The sequence below is a fragment of the Paraburkholderia sp. genome, assembly GCF_034668105.1.
Classification (GTDB): Bacteria; Pseudomonadota; Gammaproteobacteria; order Burkholderiales; family Burkholderiaceae; genus Paraburkholderia.
Window position 1 is genome coordinate 1 of the sequence record NZ_JAXDPY010000261.1, and the last position, 22,015, is coordinate 22,015.

Annotated in this window: 17 protein-coding genes and 2 pseudogenes; 15 read left to right on the forward strand and 4 right to left on the reverse strand. The window is 62.9% G+C overall.

Annotation, left to right across the window (positions count from 1 at the left end; genetic code table 11):
- Positions 1-226 precede the first annotated feature (226 nt).
- The 4 genes and pseudogenes from QOC89_RS12175 to QOC89_RS12190 all read left to right on the forward strand — a co-directional run.
- Positions 227-664, forward strand: a pseudogene (locus QOC89_RS12175) (taurine ABC transporter substrate-binding protein); the annotation flags it as partial.
- A gap of 49 nt (positions 665-713) precedes the next feature.
- Positions 714-1,530: pseudogene (locus QOC89_RS12180) on the forward strand (taurine ABC transporter ATP-binding protein).
- 32 nt (positions 1,531-1,562) lie between these two features.
- Entirely contained in the window at positions 1,563-2,396 is an 834-nt protein-coding gene (locus QOC89_RS12185; protein WP_416340391.1) for an ABC transporter permease subunit, read from the forward strand.
- A gap of 166 nt (positions 2,397-2,562) precedes the next feature.
- Complete coding sequence (locus QOC89_RS12190; RefSeq protein WP_323045242.1) at positions 2,563-4,230, forward strand: Na/Pi cotransporter family protein; 1,668 nt, start codon at positions 2,563-2,565, stop codon at positions 4,228-4,230.
- 8 nt (positions 4,231-4,238) lie between these two features.
- Here QOC89_RS12190 and QOC89_RS12195 read toward each other — a convergent pair whose 3' ends face one another.
- Positions 4,239-5,009 carry a DeoR/GlpR family DNA-binding transcription regulator gene (locus QOC89_RS12195; protein WP_323045243.1) on the reverse strand — a complete coding sequence of 257 codons (771 nt, stop codon included), beginning with the start codon at positions 5,007-5,009 and terminating at the stop codon, positions 4,239-4,241.
- A 591-nt stretch (positions 5,010-5,600) separates the two neighbouring features.
- Between QOC89_RS12195 and ugpQ the strand changes: the two genes are divergently transcribed.
- From ugpQ to QOC89_RS12235, 8 genes are all read left to right on the forward strand, one after another.
- Positions 5,601-6,365, forward strand: coding sequence for a glycerophosphodiester phosphodiesterase (gene ugpQ / locus QOC89_RS12200; RefSeq protein WP_323045244.1), 765 nt, complete (start codon positions 5,601-5,603; stop codon positions 6,363-6,365).
- A gap of 165 nt (positions 6,366-6,530) precedes the next feature.
- Positions 6,531-7,643 (forward strand): ABC transporter substrate-binding protein, encoded by a 1,113-nt coding sequence (locus tag QOC89_RS12205; protein ID WP_323045245.1) that lies wholly within the window; start codon positions 6,531-6,533, stop codon positions 7,641-7,643.
- Positions 7,644-7,770: 127 nt separating this feature from the next.
- The gene (locus tag QOC89_RS12210) at positions 7,771-8,709 is read left to right on the forward strand and encodes an ABC transporter permease subunit (RefSeq protein WP_323045246.1); all 939 of its coding nucleotides are present in this window, start codon (positions 7,771-7,773) and stop codon (positions 8,707-8,709) included.
- Entirely contained in the window at positions 8,706-9,497 is a 792-nt protein-coding gene (locus QOC89_RS12215) for an ABC transporter permease (RefSeq protein ID WP_323045247.1), read from the forward strand. Before QOC89_RS12210 ends, QOC89_RS12215 begins: the two co-directional genes overlap by 4 nt.
- Positions 9,498-9,554: 57 nt before the next feature.
- The gene (locus tag QOC89_RS12220) at positions 9,555-10,625 is read left to right on the forward strand and encodes an ABC transporter ATP-binding protein (protein ID WP_323045248.1); all 1,071 of its coding nucleotides are present in this window, start codon (positions 9,555-9,557) and stop codon (positions 10,623-10,625) included.
- 441 nt (positions 10,626-11,066) lie between these two features.
- A complete protein-coding gene (locus QOC89_RS12225) occupies positions 11,067-12,347 on the forward strand; it encodes a dicarboxylate/amino acid:cation symporter (protein WP_323045249.1) in 1,281 nt (426 codons plus the stop codon).
- A 58-nt stretch (positions 12,348-12,405) separates the two neighbouring features.
- Positions 12,406-14,406, forward strand: coding sequence for a sensor histidine kinase (locus QOC89_RS12230; RefSeq protein ID WP_323045250.1), 2,001 nt, complete (start codon positions 12,406-12,408; stop codon positions 14,404-14,406).
- A 16-nt stretch (positions 14,407-14,422) separates the two neighbouring features.
- The gene (locus QOC89_RS12235; protein ID WP_323045251.1) at positions 14,423-15,775 is read left to right on the forward strand and encodes a sigma-54 dependent transcriptional regulator; all 1,353 of its coding nucleotides are present in this window, start codon (positions 14,423-14,425) and stop codon (positions 15,773-15,775) included.
- A gap of 121 nt (positions 15,776-15,896) precedes the next feature.
- Here the strand turns inward: QOC89_RS12235 and QOC89_RS12240 are convergent, their stop codons facing one another.
- On the reverse strand, positions 15,897-16,427 hold the full coding sequence (locus QOC89_RS12240; protein ID WP_323045252.1) for a TlpA disulfide reductase family protein: 531 nt from the start codon (positions 16,425-16,427) through the stop codon (positions 15,897-15,899).
- A gap of 332 nt (positions 16,428-16,759) precedes the next feature.
- On the opposite strand from QOC89_RS12240, the gene QOC89_RS12245 reads away from it, so the two are divergent.
- A complete protein-coding gene (locus tag QOC89_RS12245; RefSeq protein ID WP_323045253.1) occupies positions 16,760-17,353 on the forward strand; it encodes a hypothetical protein in 594 nt (197 codons plus the stop codon).
- Between the two features lie 332 nt (positions 17,354-17,685).
- On the opposite strand, the gene QOC89_RS12250 is transcribed toward QOC89_RS12245, so the two are convergent.
- Both QOC89_RS12250 and QOC89_RS12255 read right to left on the reverse strand, forming a co-directional pair.
- Complete coding sequence (locus QOC89_RS12250; protein WP_323045254.1) at positions 17,686-19,299, reverse strand: YifB family Mg chelatase-like AAA ATPase; 1,614 nt, start codon at positions 19,297-19,299, stop codon at positions 17,686-17,688.
- Positions 19,300-19,418: 119 nt separating this feature from the next.
- A complete protein-coding gene (locus QOC89_RS12255) occupies positions 19,419-19,676 on the reverse strand; it encodes an accessory factor UbiK family protein (protein ID WP_154564624.1) in 258 nt (85 codons plus the stop codon).
- A gap of 408 nt (positions 19,677-20,084) precedes the next feature.
- Here QOC89_RS12255 and QOC89_RS12260 point away from each other — a divergent pair, with 408 nt between their 5' ends.
- Positions 20,085-20,423 carry a P-II family nitrogen regulator gene (locus QOC89_RS12260; protein WP_013088261.1) on the forward strand — a complete coding sequence of 113 codons (339 nt, stop codon included), beginning with the start codon at positions 20,085-20,087 and terminating at the stop codon, positions 20,421-20,423.
- Positions 20,424-20,466: 43 nt separating this feature from the next.
- A complete protein-coding gene (locus QOC89_RS12265; RefSeq protein WP_323045255.1) occupies positions 20,467-21,990 on the forward strand; it encodes an ammonium transporter in 1,524 nt (507 codons plus the stop codon).
- Positions 21,991-22,015 lie beyond the last annotated feature (25 nt).

Here is a 22,015-nt window from a genome sequence, read left to right on the forward strand (position 1 = left end):
CAATTGGCGCAGAGACTGGGACGCCGACATTGAAAAACAACCAGCTCACACGGCTGAGAAAATCGACCATAGGAATGCGAAGTGAAGGTGAGCCGCCGATCATGCCTCGGCCGCGAAAGCGAGACAATCGGCCGAACGGCCAGCTAGCGCTGAGACACCGCAAGCCGTCATCATTCGCTGGAGCCGCCCAGTGCGAACCGTAACAGTCGCGCCGATCCAGAAGAACGGCAAGGTGCTGATCACATCGGGTCAGGTTGCGCAGCAAACCGGTAAGGCGACTTTCGACGGTTTTGTGGTCGATCGCAAGTTCGCTAGCCAGAACGCCGAGTTCGTTGCGCGCTTCGTGAAGGTGCTGGCCACGACCGATGCAAGCTACCGCGATCACACGTCGGCATGGACCGCGACGTCGCCGCAGGTCGAGGCGGTTGCGAAGGAGTCGGGCGCTACCGCACAGGAAGTGCCGGCAAGCCTCGCGTTGTACGCGTTCCCGACGCCTGCGCAACAGGCCTCGAAAGTGTGGCTTGGCGGTGGTACGCAATCCGGTGCGGTCAGATCGCTGGCCGCGACCGCCGCGTTCCTGAAGACGCAAGGCACGATTCAGAACCTGCTGGCCGATTACTCGACCGGCGTCGATCCGCAGTTCGTGCAGCGTGCGGCGCGATAACTTTTGAGCAGGCCTGCATGCTCAACCATCAGCATCATCAGGCACGGCGATGAGCGGTCTTGAGATCCGGCGGCTGCATGTCGTCTACGAAGGCGCGCGCGGCGCGGCGCCGCACATCGCGCTCGCCGATGTCGATCTGCGCATCGAACCCGGTGAGTTCGTCGTCGCGCTGGGCGCGTCCGGTTGCGGCAAGACGACCTTGCTGAACTGCATCGCCGGTTTCATTCAGCCCACCGGAGGCGAGGTGCGTCTGAACGGTGAACCTGTGCTTGGGCCGGGCGCGGACCGCGGTGTCGTCTTCCAGAAGTACGCGCTGATGCCCTGGCTCGACGTGCTCGACAATGTCCCGCTCGGCCTGCGCTTTCAGCGTGTGCCGAAGGCGCGGCGCGAGCACATCGCGTTGCAGATGCTGAACCTGGTTGATCTCGAGCAGCATGCACGCTCGCGGGTCTACGCGCTGTCAGGTGGCATGCAGCAGCGTGTTGGCATTGCCCGCGCGTTGGCGAGCGACCCGCAAAGTGCTGCTGATGGACGAGCCGATGGGTGCGCTCGACGCGATGACGCGGGAGTCGATGCAGGAGCTTGTGCTGGACGTCTGGGGCCGCACGCACAAGACGGTGTTTTTCATCACGCATAGCGTGGAGGAAGCGCTGTTTCTGGCGACACGTCTCGTCGTGATGACTGCGGGGCCGGGCCGTATCGCCGAGAGCTACGACCTGCCATTCGCGCGGCGCTTTCTCGAGGCACGCGACGCACGCGCGGTGAAGTCGTCGCCGGATTTCATCGAGTGGCGCGAACGGTTGGTGCACCGTCTGCACGAACGCAATGAGCGCAACCCGCGGGACCAGCAAGAGGTGCTGTCGTGACGGCTTCGCGTGACTCTTTGGGCAACGTGCCTCTGACCCAGGCAGGCAAGCCGCCGCGACGCAAAGCGCGCCCGATGCGCGGCTGGCGCCTGCCGGGCGAAGGCCCGACCGCCGCGCTAAGCGCGGTTTCGGTCACCACGCTCGCGGCGCTGTGGTGGCTGGCCACCCATCTGCACTGGTTGCCGCCGCTATTTCTGCCCACCCCCGAGGCGGTCTGGGCTGCGTTCCTGGACGCCTGGCACGGACGCATTCAAGGCGGCTTGCCGCTCTCCGAGCATCTCGCGTGGAGTGCGCTGCGTGTGTTCGGCGCGTTCGCGCTAGCCGCGGTCACGGCAGTGCCGGTGGGGATTCTGATGGGCGTGAGCCGGATTGCGCGCGGTTTGCTCGATCCGCCGCTGGAGTTCTACCGTCCGTTGCCGCCGCTTGCGTATCTGCCGTTGGTGGTGATCTGGTTCGGTATCGACGAGACCGCGAAGATCGTCGTAATCTACCTTGCGTGTTTCGCGCCGATTGCGATGGCGGCGCGCGCCGGCGTGCGTAGCGCGACCATCGAGCAGATTCATGCGGCTTATTCGCTGGGTGGGCGCTTCACGCAGATCGTGCGCTATGTGGTCCTGCCGGCGGCGTTGCCCGAGATCCTGACCGGCTTGCGGATCGCGATCGGCTTTGGCTGGACCACCCTGGTTGCCGCCGAGATGGTCGCGGCCACCGCCGGCCTGGGTCAGATGGTACTCAACGCGTCGAGCTTTCTGCGTACCGACGTGGTGGTGATGGGCATCGTGCTGATCGGATTGATCGCGTGGCTGTTCGATCTCGGCATGCGCGCGCTCGAGCGGCGGCTGGTGCCGTGGAAGGGACGCGTGTAGCTGCTGTTGCTGTCCAGGTGGTTCAGTGGTCGCACGAGCGCATATTTAAAAGCACAAAATTACAATAAGACAAAAATGTGCAACACTACTGTCATAAACATCCCGGGTGCCGGTTCACGCGGCATGCGGTTCGGGTTATGGCAGCAGGACGGATGCGCAGTACCTTATGTTGATTCTCCTTAACCTCCTGGCCGGTGTGGCGCTCCTCGTGTGGGGCTCGCACATTGTACGTACCGGCATCCTGCGCGTGCTCGGCGCCGACCTGCGCAGCGTCCTCGGGCGCAGCACCAGAAGCCGCTGGCGCGCCTTCCTCGCGGGCGTCGGCGTCACGAGCCTCGTGCAGAGCAGCAATGCAACGGCGGTGATCGTCACGTCGTTCGCCGCGCAAGGTTTGCTGCCGCTCACCAGCGGCCTCGCGATCATGCTGGGCGCCGACGTCGGCACCGCGCTCATGGCTCGGTTGCTCACGCTCGATCTGTCATGGCTGTCACCGATCCTGATTCTGTTCGGCGTGCCGCTCTTTCTGTCGCGCAAGCAAACCCGTCTCGGCCAGGCCGGCCGCACGCTGATCGGACTCGGCTTGATCCTGCTGGCGCTGCATCTGATCGTCGAAGCCGCGCAACCGATGATGCAAGGCGCCGGCGTGCGCGTGATGTTCGGTGCGCTGACCGGCGACACCATGCTCGACGCGCTGGTCGGCGCGGCATTTGCGATGCTGTCCTATTCGAGTCTCGCGGCGGTCCTGCTGACCGCGACACTTGCCTCGTCCGGCGTGATTTCACTGAAGGTGGCGTTGTGTCTCGTGATCGGCGCGAACCTCGGCAGCGGCCTGCTTGCGCTGATGGGCACGGTCGCGCAGAACGCGGCGGCGCGGCGTCTCGCGTTGGGCAGTCTGGCGTTCAAGCTGGCTGGCGCATTGCTGATCCTGCCGTTCGCGCCGCTGCTTGCACGCGGGCTGCCGGTGCTGATCGCGAATCCGCGCGAAGCGGTGGTTGGCTTTCACGTGATCTACAACACGCTGCGTTGCTGCGCATGCCTTTCGCTGATCGATCCGGTGGCGCGCGTCTGCACTCGGGTGTTGCCGGACCGGCCGCTGCCGAACGGCGAACTGCGACCGCTGCATCTTGATGCTGCCGCGCTTTCCACGCCCACGCTCGCACTCGCGCATGCCGCACGGGAGGTGCTGCGCATCGGCGACATCGTGCGCGCCATGCTCGACAACGTCGCGGAACTGATTCATCAAAACAGCATCGAGAAGGCGCGCGAAACGGTGCGTATGGACGACGACGTGGACGAACTCTACGCCGCGGTCAAAACCTATCTGACGCTGATCTCCCGCGAGCAACTCGACGAAGCTGACAGCCGCCGCTGGACCGACATCATCGCGTTGACGATCAATCTGGAGCATGCGGGCGACATCATCGAGCGAATCGTCCGCGATATCGAGGAAAAGAAGATCGCGCACCGGCTGTCGTTTTCGGAGGAAGGGCTGGGCGAACTGGACGACCTGCAGGCACGGCTGGTCAGCAATCTGCAGCTTGGGCTGTCGGTGTTTCTGAACAACGATCTGCGGTGTGCCGAACGGCTGCTGGCGGAGAAGGAGCGCTTTCGCGACCTGGAGCGCGCGTATTCATACAAACATCTGGACCGGCTTGCGGGGCAAACCTTGCGCAGCATCGAGACCAGTGCGCTGCATCTCGATCTGATCAGCGACATGAAGCGGCTCAATTCGCTGTTCTGTTCAACGGCCTATCCGGTGCTCGACGCAGCCGGCGCGTTGCATGACACGCGACTGCGCAAGCGTGTGCTCGATACGATGCATGTGAAGGAGTAGGGCAACGCCTACGCCAGAACGATCTCTTCCAGTTTCTTTTTGAGTGACGCAAAACCGGCGGCTTCGACCGCCTTTTTGTTGGTGACGAGTACATCGATCCGATCGACCGGACAGTACGAGATCCGGCTGCGCTGACCGATCTTGCTGTAGTCGGCGAGGATCACCACGCGGTCCGCATTGGCGACCATGGCGCGCGCCACTTCGGTTTCGGCGTGATCGTAGTTGGTCGCGCCATGCCGGTGATCGACGCCGACCGGCGAGAGCAAGGCCATGTCCGCACGATAGCGGTGGATGTCGAGCACCGTCGTGGCGCCGGTGGTCGCCATGGCGCGATCGCTGATCGAACCGCCCAGCAGGATCACTTCGTTGGCGGCTTCCGTCTGGTCCACGGCGCCACGCATTTTCAGCGCGACGTCGATCGAGTTGGTGACGATCGTCAGGTTCGCCAGTTTCGCCAACTGTTCAGCGAGTGCCGCCGTGGTGGTGCCGGCGTCGATGAACAGCGTCTGCCCGCTCGCGATCAGGCCCGTGGCCGCTTTGGCGATCGCCGTTTTGGATTTGACGCGCATGTGGGCGCGCTCGGCGATCGGCGCTTCGTCAGCGGGTTTGATCGCGCCGCCATGCACGCGCCGCAATTCACCCAGCGCTTCCAGGTCGAGCAGATCGCGCCGCACGGTTTCGCGCGACACCCCGAGATCCGCCATGATCCGTTCGGTCGATACGCGTTGAAGCGTGGACAGCAACGCGCGAATTCTCTGGTGACGGTCTTCCTGCCACATGCATTTTTCCCTGGATGCGAACGCGCGCTCACACGGCTTGTTTTTGATGGTGACATCGTGGACATGGATCTGTGTCCGGACGATGTCAAGCCTACTACCTCAGCCCAATTGTGTTGTATTTTTTTGGAAGCTTGCAAGTTTGTGTATTTGACTTTAGCCTTCGCTGATTGAGGCTGGATGCCGTTTTCGAACATCAAATGTTCGAAAAGGAATTGAAACGTCCAGTTTCGAGCATTTCGCGGCACTCTGGGGCAATTTGATCGACTGATGCCGTCGCCATAATGGATCCGGGGATCTGCCGCTTGAACCATTTTCCGCAGCACACGCGCCGCCTGGAGGCCGCCCGGTTCGGGATCCTGACAATAAGTTGCTGAGAGGACGCGTAGCTGACCGTCGCGACACGCTGCGGCGCGAGGCCCTGGCCATACGGCCAGCTATCGCGGCGTCGCCCTTGGCGCGATACTACGTGCGGGGCTCACGCGCGTGACCGGCGCATAAACACTGCACTGTGCGGTTGTTGCATGGCGGCGGTCGCAGCCGGGAACGTGTCGAGAGCATATTTAACCCGCTCTATCTGGAAGGTAACGAGACGTGGGAAACGGGATTGATCGCACCTTATCCGCAGACTGGCCGTATCCGAAGCTGATTGCGCATCGTTGCGGCGGCACCCTTGCGCCTGAGAACACGCTGGCTGGTTTCGACGCGTGCGTGCGCTACGGCTACCGCATGGTCGAATTCGACGCCAAACTCTCCGCTGACAACCAGCTCTTTCTGCTGCACGACGACACGCTGGAACGCACGACCAACGGCCACGGCGCCGCTGCTGAACACACGTGGAAGCAACTTGCCGCGCTCGATGCCGGCGCCTGGTTCGGGCCGCAGTTCGCCGGCACGCACCTGCCCACACTCGCCGAGGCCGCAGGGCGTTGCGCACAAGATGGCCTGGCCGCCAACATCGAAATCAAACCCTGTCCTGGCCGTGACCAGATCACCGGGCGCCTCGTCGCAAGCGGCGCACTGACTTTGTGGCAGGGGCAGACGCCGCCGCTGCTTTCATCGTTTTCGTTCGAGGCGCTCGCAGCGGCGCGCAATGCGGCGCCCACGCTGCAACGCGGCATGCTGTTCGAAGAGGTGCCGGCTGACTGGCTGCGCATCGTGCGGGAACTCGACTGCGTGTCGTTGCACGCGAGCCACCGGTATTTGACCGAGCCTCTGGTCGCCGAGATCAAGGCGGCCGGGTTGCGCATGCTGGCCTACACGGTGAACGATCCTGAGCGGGCGCGGCTGCTCGCACAATGGGGCGTCGACATGATTTGTACGGATCGCATCGATAGACTGGAACACGCGATGTTTTGAGCGACGGAGAGCGCGGGACGGGCACACGCCATGTTTAGGCGACCGTGCACCCGCACCGCGCATGGCGCGGGTGCATGAGTGAGAGCTTGCACAGGCTTGTGTCCACACAGCCAGAAACCAGAAATTTTCCAAACGTAGCAATTTCGGCAGAGGATGGGGAAGACTATGAAGCGCACCGTGTTAGCCCGTTTACTTTCGATGTCGGCCGCTGCGGGTGTCGCCGCAGCCGGCGTGAGCAGCGCTTCGGCCGCGCCGCTCGATGCACTGGTCGCCGCCGCGAAGCAGGAAGGCCAACTCAGCGTGATCGCGTTGCCGCACGACTGGTGCAACTACGGCGAACTGGTGGCCGGCTTTCAGAAGAAGTACGGCATCAAGGTCAACGAGCTGAATCCTGACGCGGGTTCGGGCGACGAAATCGAAGCCATCAAGGCGAACAAGGGCAACAAGGGTCCGCAAGCGCCTGACGTGATCGACGTGGGTTTGTCGTTCGGTCCGAGCGCGAAGGCCGAGGGTTTGCTGCAGCCGTACAAGGTCGCTTCATGGAACTCGATTCCGAAAGAGTCGAAAGATGCCGACGGCTATTGGTATGGCGATTACTACGGCGTGCTGGCGTTTGAAGTGAACGCCGACATGATCGACAAGGCGCCGTCCGACTGGAGCGATCTGCTCAAGTCGGACTATAAAAATGCCGTCTCGCTGGCCGGCGACCCGCGTTCGGCCAACCAGGCGATCCAGGCCGTGTTTGCCGCGGGCCTCTCGCAAAGCAAGGGCGATGTCAGTAAGGCGGACAAGGCAGGCCTGAAGTTTTTTGCCGATCTGAACAAGAGCGGCAACTTCGTGCCGGTGATCGGCAAGGCCGCGTCGCTCGCGCAGGGCACTACGCCGATCGTCGTGCGTTGGGACTACAACGCGCTGGCGGATCGCGACACGCTGAAGGGCAATCCGAAGGTGCAGGTGGTGATTCCGAAAACAGGCGTGGTCGCCGGTGTGTACGTTCAGGCAATCAGCGCCTATGCGCCGCATCCGAACGCCGCCAAGCTCTGGATGGAATACCTGTATTCCGACGAAGGCCAGATCGGTTGGCTGACCGGCTATTGCCATCCGATGCGCTATAACGAATTGGTGGCCCAGAAGAAGGTGCCGCAAGCGCTACTCGACAAGCTGCCGCCGCCGTCGTCCTACAAAAACGTGGTGTTCCCGACATTGTCCCAACAGGACGCCACCAAGGACACGATCACGAAGCATTGGGACGAAGCGGTCGGCGCGAACGTCAAATAGTCGGCGTGACGCATGTCCGCGAACGGATCGGGCTCGTAGCGCAGGCTGCTGCGGCGAGCCATTCGCGGCTGCGTCCCGCCACGGTTGATGAGCATAAGCGGGCCAGAAAAGCCCCGAAGGGTGAGCTATGAGTGCTTCATCGGATGCTGGATCGGTGCAGCCGGAATTGCTGGTTCCGCCTGTGCCCACGCCAACGCCTCGCATCGACGGCCCGGGCCGCGCGTCGCAGTTGCTTGCGTGGATCGGGGTGGTGCCGTTTTTTACCTTCGCGCTGTTGTTCCTGATTCTGCCGACCGGCTTTCTGATGGTCGGTGCATTTCAGGATTCGCAAGGCCACTTCACGCTCGCCAATTTCCGTGATCTGCTGCAGCCCACGGTGATGGACGCCTACTGGATCAGCTTCAAGGTGAGCGCCGTTTCCGCGCTCGGCGGCGCGTTGATCGGCTCGCTGCTCGCGTGGGCGGCCGTGCAGGGCAAACTGCCGGGCTGGATTCGCCCTACGTTGATGACGTTCTCCGGCGTCGCTTCGAATTTTGCCGGCGTGCCGCTCGCGTTCGCCTTCATCTGCACACTGGGGCGCGTCGGTCTCGTGACCGTCTTGCTGAAGAAGTACCTCGGCTTCAATCTGTACTCCACAGGCTTCAGCGTGTTGAGCTTCTCCGGGTTGACGCTGACCTACCTGTACTTCCAGATTCCCTTGATGGTGCTGATCGTCACGCCCGCACTCGACGGACTGAAGCGCGAATGGCGTGAAGCCTGCGACTGCCTCGGCGGCACGGCCTTCCAATACTGGCGCCACGTGGCGTTGCCGGTGTTGTGGCCGAGCGTGCTCGGCGCGACGCTGCTGCTGTTCGCCAATTCGTTCGGCGCGGTCGCCACGGCTTATGCGCTGACCGGCAGTTCGCTGAACATCGTCACGATCCTGCTGTACGCGCAGATTCGCGGCGACGTGATGCACAACCCGAATCTCGGCTATGCGCTCGCCCTCGGCATGGTGCTCGTGACGGGCTTGTCGAATGGCGGCTACATCTGGTTGCGTTCGCGCGCTGAAAGGGGGCGTCGATGAAAGGCCAATCGCGGGTCGGCGCGTGGACCGCGATGATCGTCGGTTCGCTGTACTTTCTGATTCCGTTGCTCGCCACGTTCGAATTCAGCCTGCGCATGAAGCGCGGCGTCTATAGCTTCGAGGCGTATAGCGTCGTGCTGGGTGATCCGCGGTTTCAGGCCTCGTTCGGATATTCGATCCTGATGGCGGTGCTGACGATTATCGTCGGCGTGTTGCTGGTGGTGCCGACCGCGTACTACGTGCAGTTGCGCTTGCCGAAGCTGCGGCCGGTGGTCGAATTCATCACGCTGTTGCCGCTGGTGGTGCCGGCGATCGTGATCGTATTCGGTTATCTGCGCATCTATAACAGCAGCTCGATTCTGCCGCTCACCGGCAACGAGCGCGCGACGGATCTATTACTGGTGTTCGGTTACGTGACACTCTCGCTGCCCTATATGTATCGCGCGGTCGACGCCGGCTTGCGCGCGGTCGACGTGCGTTCGCTGACTGAAGCCGCCGAATGTCTCGGTGCGAGCTGGCCGACGATCCTGTTCAAGGTGATCTTCCCGAATATCCGCTCGGGCATTCTGTCCGGCGCGTTTCTCACCTTTGCCGTGGTGATCGGCGAGTTCACGCTGGCGAGTCTGCTGGACCGCCCGGCGTTCGGCCCGTATCTGCAATTGATCGGGGCGAACCGTGCGTATGAACCGTCGGCGCTTGCGATCATCGCGTTTGTGATTACGTGGGCGTCGATGGGTTTGATTCAGGTATTCGGCTCGGCCCGCGCGCTTAGCGGCCAGAAAGTTTGACAACCAAGTTTGGCCAATAAGCTAGACCAATGAGTGTGACCACTGAGGCAGCGAATCATGGCATTCCTTGAGATCGAAAATCTGCATAAGGCCTTTGGGGCGAATACGGCGCTGCATCACTTCGACATGAAGATCGAGCGCGGCGAATTCATCACGTTCCTCGGACCGTCCGGCTGCGGCAAGACCACGGTGTTGCGGATGATCGCCGGCTTCGAAACGCCAACGCGCGGCACCATCCGGATCGATGACAAGGATGTGACGCATCTGCGCACGCGGCAGCGCAAGGTCGGCATGGTGTTCCAGTCGTACGCGCTGTTTCCGAACATGACGGTGGCCGATAACATCGGCTTTGGCTTGAAGATCACGCACCGTCCGCAGGCGGAGATCAGCAAGCGCGTCGAGGAGATGTTGCAACTGATCAAGCTGCCGGATCTCGGCGAGCGGTATCCGTGGCAATTGTCCGGTGGTCAGCAGCAGCGTGTGGCACTGGCGCGCGCACTTGCCGGCAAGCCGCAAGTGCTGTTGCTCGACGAACCGCTGTCGGCGCTCGACGCGAAGATTCGCATTTCGTTGCGGCAAGACATTCGGGCGTTGCAGCGGGAGTTGGGCATCACGTCGATTTTCGTGACGCACGATCAGGAAGAGGCATTGTCGATTTCGGACCGCATCGTCGTGATGAACGACGGGCGTGTCGAACAGATCGGCTCGCCGCTGGAGATCTACAACTATCCTCGCACGCGTTTTGTCGCGTCGTTTGTCGGAACGCTCAATATTCTGGCGGGGCATGTGATCGATCCGAAAACCGGCAAGATGGCCGTCGACGGTCAGGAGCTGACCACTACGCAAGAACTGCCGGCCGACGACGCCGGCAAGAAACGCATGCTCGCGCTACGGCCCGAGGCAATCGTGCTGGAGCCGGCCGTGCCGGGCCGCAATACGCTGAACGCAACCGTCGAAGAAGTGAATTTCCTCGGCGCGGTGGTGCGCATCCGGACGCGCGTGAAGGATGCGGTCATTTCACTCGATGTGTTCAACGATCCGAACCGCGGCTTGCCCGAGCGTGGGCAACCGGTGTCGCTCGGCTTCTCGCACGAGAATCTGCTGGTGCTGGAAGAAGGCGGCGCATAAGAAGCCGAACAACGGCCTCTGAAGCGTGCGAAGGCCACGCATGGAGGTCGAACCTTAACGTCCGGAATCCGCGAAACCCGCGACGCAAAAGGCTCTTCGGGTTTTCCCGCAGTCTGTGGCCAAAGGATTCCGGATTCCCCGACACCTCTCGTCCGGATTTCCGGAATCCCGGACGGCGCACGCCGAAACGCACTAAAAAGCCTATAAAAATCAAGGCGATTGGCGTTTCATCAAGCTGGCATCGAGCTTGCGAATTAGAAGACGCGGCCGCAACGGTCCGACAACTAAAGCAAGGAGACAACGATGTCTGATTTCCCTCCCCGGTATTTCTGAATTCGTCGTCTTGTCGCGGCCTTATGCCGTGCACAGGCGTGACGACTCGTCGTTCGCATGATGCGCAGCGTGGCAGGCCTTGAGCTCACCCATATCGCAGGAAACATCGTGAAGAAACCTATCCACAAAGTGCTGTACGTCCAGGTGATCGTGGCGATCATCATCGGCATTGCGCTCGGCCATTATTCGCCGGACTTCGCCGTCGACATGAAGCCGCTCGGCGATGGCTTCATCAAGCTGATCAAGATGGTGATCGGGCCAATCATCTTCTGTACGGTGGTGACGGGTATCGCCGGTATGGAAGACATGAAGAAGGTCGGGCGCGTCGGCGGCAAGGCGCTGCTGTACTTCGAAGTGGTGTCGAGCTTCGCGCTGGTGCTCGGTCTGATCGCCACCCACGTGCTGAAGCCCGGTGTCGGCTTCAACATCGACCCGGCCACGCTCGACGGCAAGGCGGTCGCTTCGTACGCCGCCAAGGCGCACGGCCAGACCACGGTCGACTTCCTGATGCACATCATTCCGGACACGCTCGTGTCGGCATTCGCACAGGGTGAGATCCTGCAGATCCTGCTGATCGCGTTGCTGTTCGGCGCGGTGCTGGCCACGGCCGGTGAGAAGGGCAAGGTCGTGACGAACTTTATCGACGGCCTCTCGCATGTGCTGTTCGGCATCGTGCGCATCATCACGAAACTCGCGCCGATCGGTGCGTTCGGCGCGATGGCCTTTACCATCGGCAAGTACGGTATCGGCTCACTGCTGCCAATGCTCAAGCTGATCGGCACGTTCTATCTGACTTCGATCGTGTTCGTGGTGGTCGTGCTCGGCATCATCGCGCGTGCGGTTGGCTTCAACATCTTGCGCTTTGTCGGCTACATCAAGGAAGAGATGTTGATCGTGCTCGGCACGAGCTCGTCCGAAGCTGCGCTGCCGCAACTGATGCTGAAGCTCGAGAAGCTCGGCTGCTCGCGCTCAGTGGTGGGTCTTGTGGTACCGACCGGTTATTCGTTCAACCTCGACGGCACCAACATCTACATGACGATGGCCGTGCTGTTCATCGCGCAAGCCACCAACACCGACCTGACGTGGACGCAGCAGCTCACCCTGCTGGCGGTGACGATGCTGACCTCGAAGGGCGCGAGCGGTGTGACGGGCGCAGGCTTCATTACGCTGGCCGCCACGCTCGCTGTGGTGCCGACCATTCCGCTGTCGGGCATGGTGCTGATTCTCGGTATCGACCGCTTCATGAGCGAATGCCGCGCGCTGACGAACATCGTCGGCAACGGTGTGGCGACGGTGGTGGTGTCGGCATGGGAAAAGGAACTGGACCGCAACAAGCTGAACGCCGCATTGCGGGGTGACGTTGCGGTTAAAGAGCCGGCTGGCGTTTAAGCCGCGCACCGGCCGCGACTTCCGCCATCCTCCCGATCACCGCCGCGCGCGCTCACCGATGAAAGCGGCGGCCGCGCATCGGGACCCCACGCCGTCGGCCGACCAGGCTCGCGCCGACGGCGCGTCGCCTTATGCCACAATATCCGATCCTCACCGATCGGATCTTGCCAACGTGACGCGCCGCCTGCTGATCCTCTTCGCGCTCATGGCTGGGCTCCTGGCGGCGTGCGGGCTCACGTACAGCATCGCGTGGCAGCGCGGCATCGACAATTTGCGGCACAACGCGGCGGTGCGGGTCGATCGCACCACCAGCGCGCTGAAAAGCACGCTCGAGCGTTATGAGTCGCTGCCTTATCTGCTGGCCGAACATCCCATTGTGCAAGACGTGCTGGTCAACCCCAGTCCCGCCAACGTCGAACGCGCCAATCTCTATCTCGAAGACCTCAACCGTCATGCGCGGGCAACGGTCACCTACATCATTCCGCTCGACGGCTACTGTGTCGCCGCGAGCAACTGGCACGGGCCGGGCAGCTTCATCGGCGCGGGCTATCAGTTCCGGCCGTACTTTCTCGATGCGGTGAAGGGCGGCGTGGGTCGCTTCTTCGGTATCGGCACGATTTCGCAGGCGCCGGGTTACTACATCTCGCAGCCGGTCCGGCGCGAAGGCAAGATCGTCGGCGTGGCGGTCGTCAAACTCGACCTCGAATGGTTCCAGGGTGTGGACGCGTCCGAGCCTCTGGTTGTCGCCGACGATCATGGTGTGATCTTTCTGTCGTCGATGCCGGCATGGAAATATCACACGATCCGGCCGTTGTCGGGGCCGGTCGCCGATTCGATCTATCAGGCGCGCCAATACGCGCAGCAACCGATCGCGCCGCTGCCGGTGACGATCGAGCGCACGCTCGAAGACAACGCGCAGATCGTGCGCATCGGCGGTGGCCGCTACGCACCGCGTTATCTCGCGTCGCGGCGCGGCATGGGCGAGCCGGACTGGCATCTGATTACGATGTCGCCCGTGAATACGGTCGATGCCGACGCGCGCAATGCCACCATCGTCACCGGCTTTGGTTACGTGTCGCTGGTGTTGCTCGCGTTCTACTGGAGAATGCGCCGCGCGCGGGTACGTGAGGTGATGCGCAGCCGCTCCCTGCTGCAGAAGGCCTACGCTGAATTGAACCGACGCGTGGCCGAGCGCACCGTGGATCTCTCGCAGGCAAACGAGCAATTGCAGAAGGAAGTCGCCGAGCGTACGCGCGCCGAACACGAACTGCGCGCGGCTCACGACGAACTGATCCAGGCCAGCAAGCTTGCCGCGCTAGGTCAGATGGCGGCGGGCATCACGCATGAATTGAATCAGCCGCTCGCGGCGCTGCGCGGTTTCTCGGACAACACGCGCGTGCTGCTCGAACGCGGCGACCAGGCGGCGGCGCGCGAGAATCTTGAAGCGATCGCGGCGCTCACCGAGCGCATGGGCAAGATCACCAATCAGCTGAAGCTGTTCGTCGGCCGCGCGCGGCCGCGCAGTGCGCGTGCGCCGATCATGCGGGCGTTGCGCAACGTGATCGCGTTGCTGCAAAAGCGCTTGCAAGGCGTCGAAGTCGAGTTCGCTTGGCTCGATGCCGACACTGGCGTGCGCACGCCGCTGAATCTCGCGGACGATCATCCCGAGCTGATCGCCCATTGCGACGATCTGCGGCTCGAACAGGTGCTGATCAACCTGCTCGGCAACGCGCTCGACGCAACGGCGGGAATGACGCCGCCGCGCATTTCGATCGAGATTGAAGCGGCTGAGACGAGCTTGTCGTTCGCGGTGCGCGACAACGGCCCGGGCATTCCCGACGACGTGTTGCCGCGCCTGTTCGAACCGTTCTTCACGACGAAGGAAATGGGTCAGGGGCTGGGGCTCGGTCTCGCGATTTCGTCGTCGATTGCACGCGATTGCGGCGGCTCGCTGGTGGCGCGCAACGCGCAGAACGGCGGTGCATTATTCGTGTTGACGCTGCGCCGCGCGCGCGTGCAGACGAGCCCTACATCGGATCCGCTCACCACGGATTCCTGAATCAGACGAGAACGACATGCTGAACCACGGCTTGCAAGTGCTGTACATCGAAGACGACGAACTGGTGCGGCGCGCCGGCGTGCAGAGTTTGCAACTGGCGGGCTTCGACGTGATCGGCCATGCGTCGGCGGAATCCGCGGCGAAGGTGATCAGCGCGGATTTCTCCGGGGTGGTGGTCAGCGATATTCGCTTGCCTGGCGCGAGCGGTCTCGAACTGCTCGCCCAGTGCCATGAGCGCGCGCCCGACGTGCCGGTGATTCTCGTCACCGGTCATGGCGATATTTCGATGGCCGTGCAGGCCATGCGTGACGGCGCCTATGACTTCATCGAAAAGCCGTTTGCCTCCGAGCGTCTGATCGAAACCGTGCGGCGCGCACTGGAGCGCCGCAAGCTGGTGCTGGAGAATCTCGCGCTGCGGCGTGAACTGGCCGGGCAGAACTCGGTGGCGCCGCGCATCATCGGCCGTAGTCCGGCGATCGAGCAGGTGCGGCGGCTGATCGCGAATATCGCGCCGACCGACGCGTCGGTGCTGATCAACGGCGATACCGGCGCGGGCAAGGAGCTGATCGCGCGCAGTTTGCATGAACTGTCGCCGCGACGTGACAAGCCGTTTATCGCGGTGAATTGCGGCGCGCTGCCGGAGCCGATGTTCGAGTCGGAGATGTTCGGCTACGAACCCGGTGCATTCACCGGCGCGGCCAAACGCCGGATCGGCAAGCTTGAACATGCTTCAGGCGGCACGCTATTCCTCGACGAAATCGAGAGCATGCCGCTCGCGTTGCAGGTCAAGCTGCTGCGCGTGTTGCAGGACGGCGTGCTGGAACGGCTCGGCTCGAATCAGCCGATCCGCGTGAATTGCCGCGTGGTGGCCGCCGCGAAGGGCGACATGGCCGAGCATGTCGCAGACGGCTCGTTCCGTCGCGACCTGTTGTACCGGTTGAACGTGGTGACGATTGCGCTGCCGCCTCTCGGCGAGCGTCGCGAGGACATCGTGCCGTTGTTCGAGCACTTCCTGCTGGATGCGGCGGTGCGTTACCAACGCCCTGCGCCGATTCTCACGGACCGGCAGCGTGCGAGCCTGATGCAACGCGAATGGCCGGGGAATGTGCGCGAACTGCGCAATGCCGCCGACCGCTTCGTGCTCGGCGTCGCCGAGGATCCGGTGATGTCTTTTACCGACGAGGGCGTCGCAGCGCAACCGTTGAAGGAACGTGTCGAGCAGTTCGAGCGGGCGGTGATCGCGGAGGCGTTGGAGCAGGCCGGCGGTGTCGTCGCAGTCGCGGCAGACAAGCTGCAGCTTGGCAAGGCGACGCTCTACGAGAAGATCAAGCGATATGGCCTGGCGGCCAAAGGGGAAGGGGAGCGGTGAGGGTTTGAAGCGCCGGCGGCGGGGAGGTATGACCTCGGCGCCGGCGTGTTTGAGTCAGGGTGCTTTGCTTCAGGCCTAGCGTGCGATCAAGCGGCAGTCAGACCAGCACTCAGGCCAGTACTCAAGCCGCGTTCAACGCTTTTTCCAGCAACTGGTCGAGTTCCGCGAATTGCGGTTCGCCGACGTAGCGCTTCAGAATCTTGCCGTCCTTGTCGACCAGGAACGTGGTCGGCGTGAGTTGGACGTTGCCGAACTGCCTGGCGGCCGAGCCGTCGTCCATCGCCACCTTGAATGGCAACTGGCGGGTTTGCGAGTAATTGGCTACGTACATCGGCGCATCGTAGTTCATCGCGACGGCGACGAATTCGAGCCCTTTGCCCTTGAAGCGGTTATAGGTCTGGACCATCTGCGGCATTTCCTTCATGCAGGTGTCGCAGCTGGTCGCCCAGAAGTTGACCAGATAGACCTTGCCTTTCAGGTCGGCGGTCGAAACCTTCTGGCCCGACAGCAAAGTGAAAGTAGCATCCGGCACGCGTTGTTGGCCCGCAAACGCGAAATAGCCGGCAATCGCAATCGCGACGGCCACCACGGCGATGATGATGATGCGAAGCGGATTCGCGCGCCGTGCGGCGGTGGACGGAGTGGAGCTCATGAACGGAACCTCGAGAGTCGCGCGGAACGCGCGGGACAGTGCGTTGGTCTGGATTGCGTTTGGACTGTTAGATCCGGGTGCTGCCAAGCGTCGTCATTGTAGCTCTATTCCAGCCGTGCGGCAGAGCGCAGCCAGGGAGGGGATAATGAGGTTTTGCGTTCCTGTCAGTCCGATCTTCTGTCTCCATGCTCCGAACCGCTTTTCGCTTCCTCGCCCGAATTTCCGTAGCCTTGCGCATCCCGCGCATCCCGATCACCCCGATCACCCCGATCACCCCGATCACCCCGATCACCCCGTTGGGCCGCTCAGTTAGCCGTTCCGCGAGTTTTTCCATGGCCGACCGTCGCGCGGGCAGTGCCACTTCTGGCTTGACTCGCTCGCAGCGGGCGCGTGCGGTACTTGGCGCGACGGTTGGTGCGCTCGTACTAGGCGGCGCATTGGCAGCCTGTTCGCCGACCTTCGACTGGCGGACCATCATGAATAACGACAACGGCTACACGGTCGATCTGCCGGCCAAGCCGGGCAATGACCAGCGCGCGGTCCGGATCGACGGCAAGCCGATGCAGATGGCGATGCAGACCGCCGAAGCCGGCGACGCCGTGTTCGCCGTCGGCACCGTCATGCTGCCTGACGACGACGAAGCGACGCAGCGTGCCGCCCTCGAATTTTTGCGCACGGGCCTCGCCCGCAACATCGGCGCCGCGCCTGATGCGCACGCAGTGCAAATTCAGCTCGCCGCCGGCGGCCAGGTGTTGGGTCTGGAAATGAAGCTGAGCGGCGAGGCCGGTTCCCAGCACGAAACGCGTACCGTCTATGCACGGCTGGTCGCGCGTGGACGGCATGTGTATCAGGCTGCGATCATTGCTTCCAAGCCGCTGCAGCAGGAGCAGGTCGACCAGTTTTTTTCGTCGTTCCAACTGTATTGAGAACGGTAGTTTTGGCCGATTCGGCGCGCCGTGGATCGTAGCGCATAGTGAAAGTTCCTTCGTAGCATCGCGCGCTAATTCCCGGTTTACGTTGAGGTTTTTTGCTTACGCGCAGCGCCTGTGGATAACTCTGTTGAGAACTCCGCGTTTTTTGCCGTAGATGCCCATCCCGTGGGCACTCTGTCAGAGCCGGGCAGTTCGCGGTGGCCAAAAAATCTCAATTAAATCAATGTCGTTTCCCCTCATGCTTCCGTAGGCCTTTCAGATGTTTCAAAATTTGTCTGGAACGGCCGCATGTGCATAAGTCAAGTCTTGACAGTAGTTTTTTCGCCTTATAGCGACCCGAAAGCCCGGCGATATTGAATGGCTTCACCGATCTGCGCGGCGCTCGGCATGGCGGTGCCGGCGAGGTCGGCGATGGTTCGCGCCACCTTCAGGACTCTGTAGTAAGCACGCGCCGACCAGCCGAAGCGCTCGCCGGCCTGACGCAATAGCGCTTCACCGGCGGCGTCCGGACGGCAGACCTCGTCCACTTCCCGGCCGCCCAGCTCCCGATTGGTTTTGCCTTGGCGCGCGAGTTGCCGCTCGCGAGCGGCATTGACTCGCAGTGCGATCGATGCGCTCGATTCACCGGTAACGGTGGAGCGTGCCGACAACTCCGCCGGCGTAAGCGCGGGAATCTCGATCTGAATGTCGATCCGGTCCAGCAGCGGCCCCGAGAGTTTGCGCAGATAGCGCGCCGCGATCTCCGCGGTGCAGCGGCAGCGGCCGTTGGGGTCGCCGCGCCAACCGCATGGACAAGGGTTCATCGCGGCGATCAGTTGGCAGGCTGCCGGAAAGTCCGCTTGCAGGGCGGCCCGGGAGATCGTGATGCGACCGGCCTCGAGTGGTTCGCGTAGGGTTTCCAAAACATGACGTTCGAACTCCGGCAGCTCATCCAGAAACAGCACACCCAGATGTGCGAGGGTGATTTCACCGGGTTGCGGCGGATTGCGGCCGCCGACCAGCGCCGGTGCGCTCGACGAATGATGCGGCGCGCGGAATGGCCGTTGCCGCCATTGCGACGGCGTAAAGCCGGCCCGGCTGGCGGACAGCAACGCGGCCGAGCTGAGCGCTTCGTCGTCGGTCATGGGCGGGAGGAGGCCAGGCAGGCGGGCGGCGAGCATCGATTTGCCCGCGCCAGGCGGCCCGACCAGCAAAACGTGATGTCCGCCGGCCGCGGCGACTTCCAGTGCGCGGCGCGCGCCGCGCTGGCCGATTACATCGGCCATGTCGGGAATCGCGGCAGGTGCGGTCTCGCTGAGGTCGGGGGCCGCAACAGGGTGAAGCCGGGCCTCGGGCGCTCCGGCCAGATGCCCGCACAATGAAGGCAGATCGGTCGCGCCATAGACATCGACGCCCGGCACGAGCGCCGCCTCGGCCGCGCTGGCCGCAGGCAGATAGAGCTGCGGGGTGCGCTGACTATCCGCCGCGGGTGCGCCCTGCTCGCCGGATGCCAAAAAAGTGGAAGCATCAACCGGGGCACCGCTCACCGCGTCATGAGAAGTGCCGCTGCGGGCCGTCCCGCAAGCCATCGCGAAGGCCCCGCGCATGGGCCGCAACGCCCCGGTCAGTGACAGTTCGCCCGCGAATTCCCGATTCAGCAGGGACTCGGGCGGAATCTGCCCGCTCGCCGCGAGAATGCCCAAAGCGATCGGCAGATCGAAACGGCCGGATTCTTTCGGCAAATCTGCGGGAGCGAGATTGACGGTGATGCGCCGCACGGGGAAATCGAAGCTGCAGTTCTGCAGCGCCGCGCGCACGCGCTCGCGGCTTTCGCGCACTTCCAGATCGGGAAGGCCGACGATCGAAAAAGAGGGTAATCCGTTCGCGAGGTGAACCTCGACGGTTACTTCGGGCGCGCGGCCAGAGGCCGGCGCGCGACTGCGCACCACGGCAAGCGACATGTTTTCTCCCGTCGGACGGCGCGCTGGGCGTGCGCGAGTCCCCTAAAACGCTGATGACGTCACGGCTCGCTTGCCAGTGATGTGCAGCACTGCGCAGCTAAAGCGCTGCGAGCAAAGCTTCAGGGCGTTTGCGTGGTGACCGGCAGCTTCTGCTCGAGCTCGGCGACGCGGCGCTCCAGTTCCTCGAGGCGCGCACGGGTGCGCACCAGCACCTGGGTTTGCGTATCGAATTCCTCGCGCGTGACGAGGTCGAGCTTGGAAAAGCCTTGCGACAGCATGGCCTTCACGTTGCGTTCGACGTCTTTGGCCGGCGAGTTCTTGAACAGCTCGCTCATGCGGGCCTGAAAATCGTTAAAGACATCGTTCGGTTGTTTCATGGTGTTCCCCTTGTGCACAAAAAGTGTGCATGTTTCGTTACGCCTGTGCTTCGTCACGGCTGATGGGCCGTCTTGGTGCATGGCGTGTGGACCGCCGCTGCCGCATGAGCCCGTTTGGTGCGCGCTCGAAACGGTAAAAGCCTTCGAACACTCTAGCAACGATCCCTACGCCGCGCCACCGTCCTCCGCCAACGCTGGCCGTCCGGCCAGGGCGGCTTGCGCCCCTTCTGCAGCGTGCAGGGAACGAAGTCTGACACAACATGGCATGCGAGTTGCTGTTACTGCCCCGCGCGCACTGCCGGGTGGTTTTTGCCGGCAGCGTAACGAGACCACGCGAACGGGCTACAGGTACGCAAACAGGGTTAGCAACGCTTACGCAACGGGTTACGCAACTTAGCGAGGGATTTCATGAAACTCATTACCGCAATCATCAAGCCGTTCAAGCTCGATGAGGCGCGCGAAGCCTTGTCGGCCATCGGCGTCTCAGGCATCACGGTGACCGAAGTCAAAGGCTTCGGTCGTCAGAAGGGCCATACGGAGTTGTATCGGGGCGCTGAATACGTCGTCGATTTCCTGCCGAAAGTGAAGATCGAGGCCGCGGTCTCGGACGACATCGTCGACCAGGCGATCGAGGCGCTTGAACGCGCGGCGCGCACCGGCAAGATCGGCGACGGCAAGATTTTTGTCACCCCGATCGAGCAAGTGGTTCGGATTCGCACCGGGGAGACCGGCGCGGACGCCCTGTAATACCAAAAGATAGCGACACAGATAGCGACAAGAGGAAACGAAGATGCGCAAATTATTGATGTCCATGCTGATGGCCGGTTCGCTGCTCGCGGGCGGTATCGGCGCCGCCCTCGCGGACGACGCTTCCGCCCCCGCGGCCGCCTCGGCCGCTGCTTCCGGTACGACGGCGAGCGCGCCGGCGCCGGACGCCTCGGCAGCCCCTGCTGCCGCCGCGGCCTCGGCACCGGCCGCTGACGCGTCCGCCGCACCGGCTGCCAGCGCCGCAGCCGCACCTGATGCATCGGCCGCATCCGCTGCTGCCGCACCGGCAGCTCCGACCGCGCCGTTCTCGGTCGATTCGTCGAAGATCAATTCGGGCGACACGGCCTGGATGCTGACCTCCACCGCGCTCGTGCTGTTCATGACGATCCCGGGCCTGGCACTGTTCTACGGCGGCATGGTCCGCAAGAAGAGCGTGCTCGCGATCCTGATGCAAAGCTTCGCGATCACCTGTCTGGTGTCGATTGTCTGGGTGGTGGTGGGCTACAGCCTCGCCTTCACGCCGGGCAACTCGTTCATCGGTGGCTTCTCGCGCTTCTTCATGGCGGGCATGAACTACATCAAGGGCGACAAGGCCACGACGCTGACCGTCAGCCACCTCGCGCCGACGATCCCGGAAACGGTCTACGTCGTCTATCAGATGACGTTCGCGATCATTACCCCGGCACTCATCACGGGCGCGTTTGCCGACCGTATGAAGTTCTCGGCGATGCTGGTGTTCATGACGCTGTGGTCGATCATCGTCTACTCGCCGATCGCGCACATGGTCTGGGAACCGACCGGCTGGCTGGCTAGCGCGGGCATCCTCGACTTCGCGGGCGGTACGGTGGTGCACATCAATGCCGGTATTGCGGCGCTGGTCTGCGCGCTGGTGCTCGGCAAGCGTGTCGGCTACGGCAAGGAAGCGATGGCGCCGCACAACCTGACGCTCACGCTGATCGGTGGCGCCATGCTGTGGGTGGGCTGGTTCGGCTTCAACGCGGGTTCGGCGGTGGCGGCAGACGGCCGTGCCGGTTTCGCGATGTTCGCAACGCAAGTGGCAACCGCGGCAGCAGCACTCGCATGGATGTTCGCCGAATGGGCAACCAAGGGTAAGCCGTCGGTACTGGGTATCGTGTCGGGCGCCGTGGCGGGTCTGGTGGCGATTACGCCGGCTTCGGGCTTCGTCGGTATGACGGGCTCGCTGGTGATCGGCATTGCGGCAGGCGTGATCTGCTTCTGGTCGGCAACGTGGCTCAAGCACAAGCTCGGTTACGACGACTCGCTCGACGCGTTCGGCGTGCACTGCATCGGCGGGATCGTGGGTGCGCTGCTGACCGGTGTGTTCGCGGTCAAGGACATCGGCGGCGCAGACGGCAGCGTGGTCCTGCAAGCCAAGGGCGTGCTGACCACCCTGATCTACAGCGGCGTGGTGAGCTACATCCTGTTGAAGATCATCGACATGGTGATGGGCCTGCGCGTGACGGAAGAAGAGGAGCGCGAAGGCCTCGACATCTCTTCGCACGGCGAAACGGCGTACCACCCGTAACCGACCTCGTTCTCTCCCCGAGCCG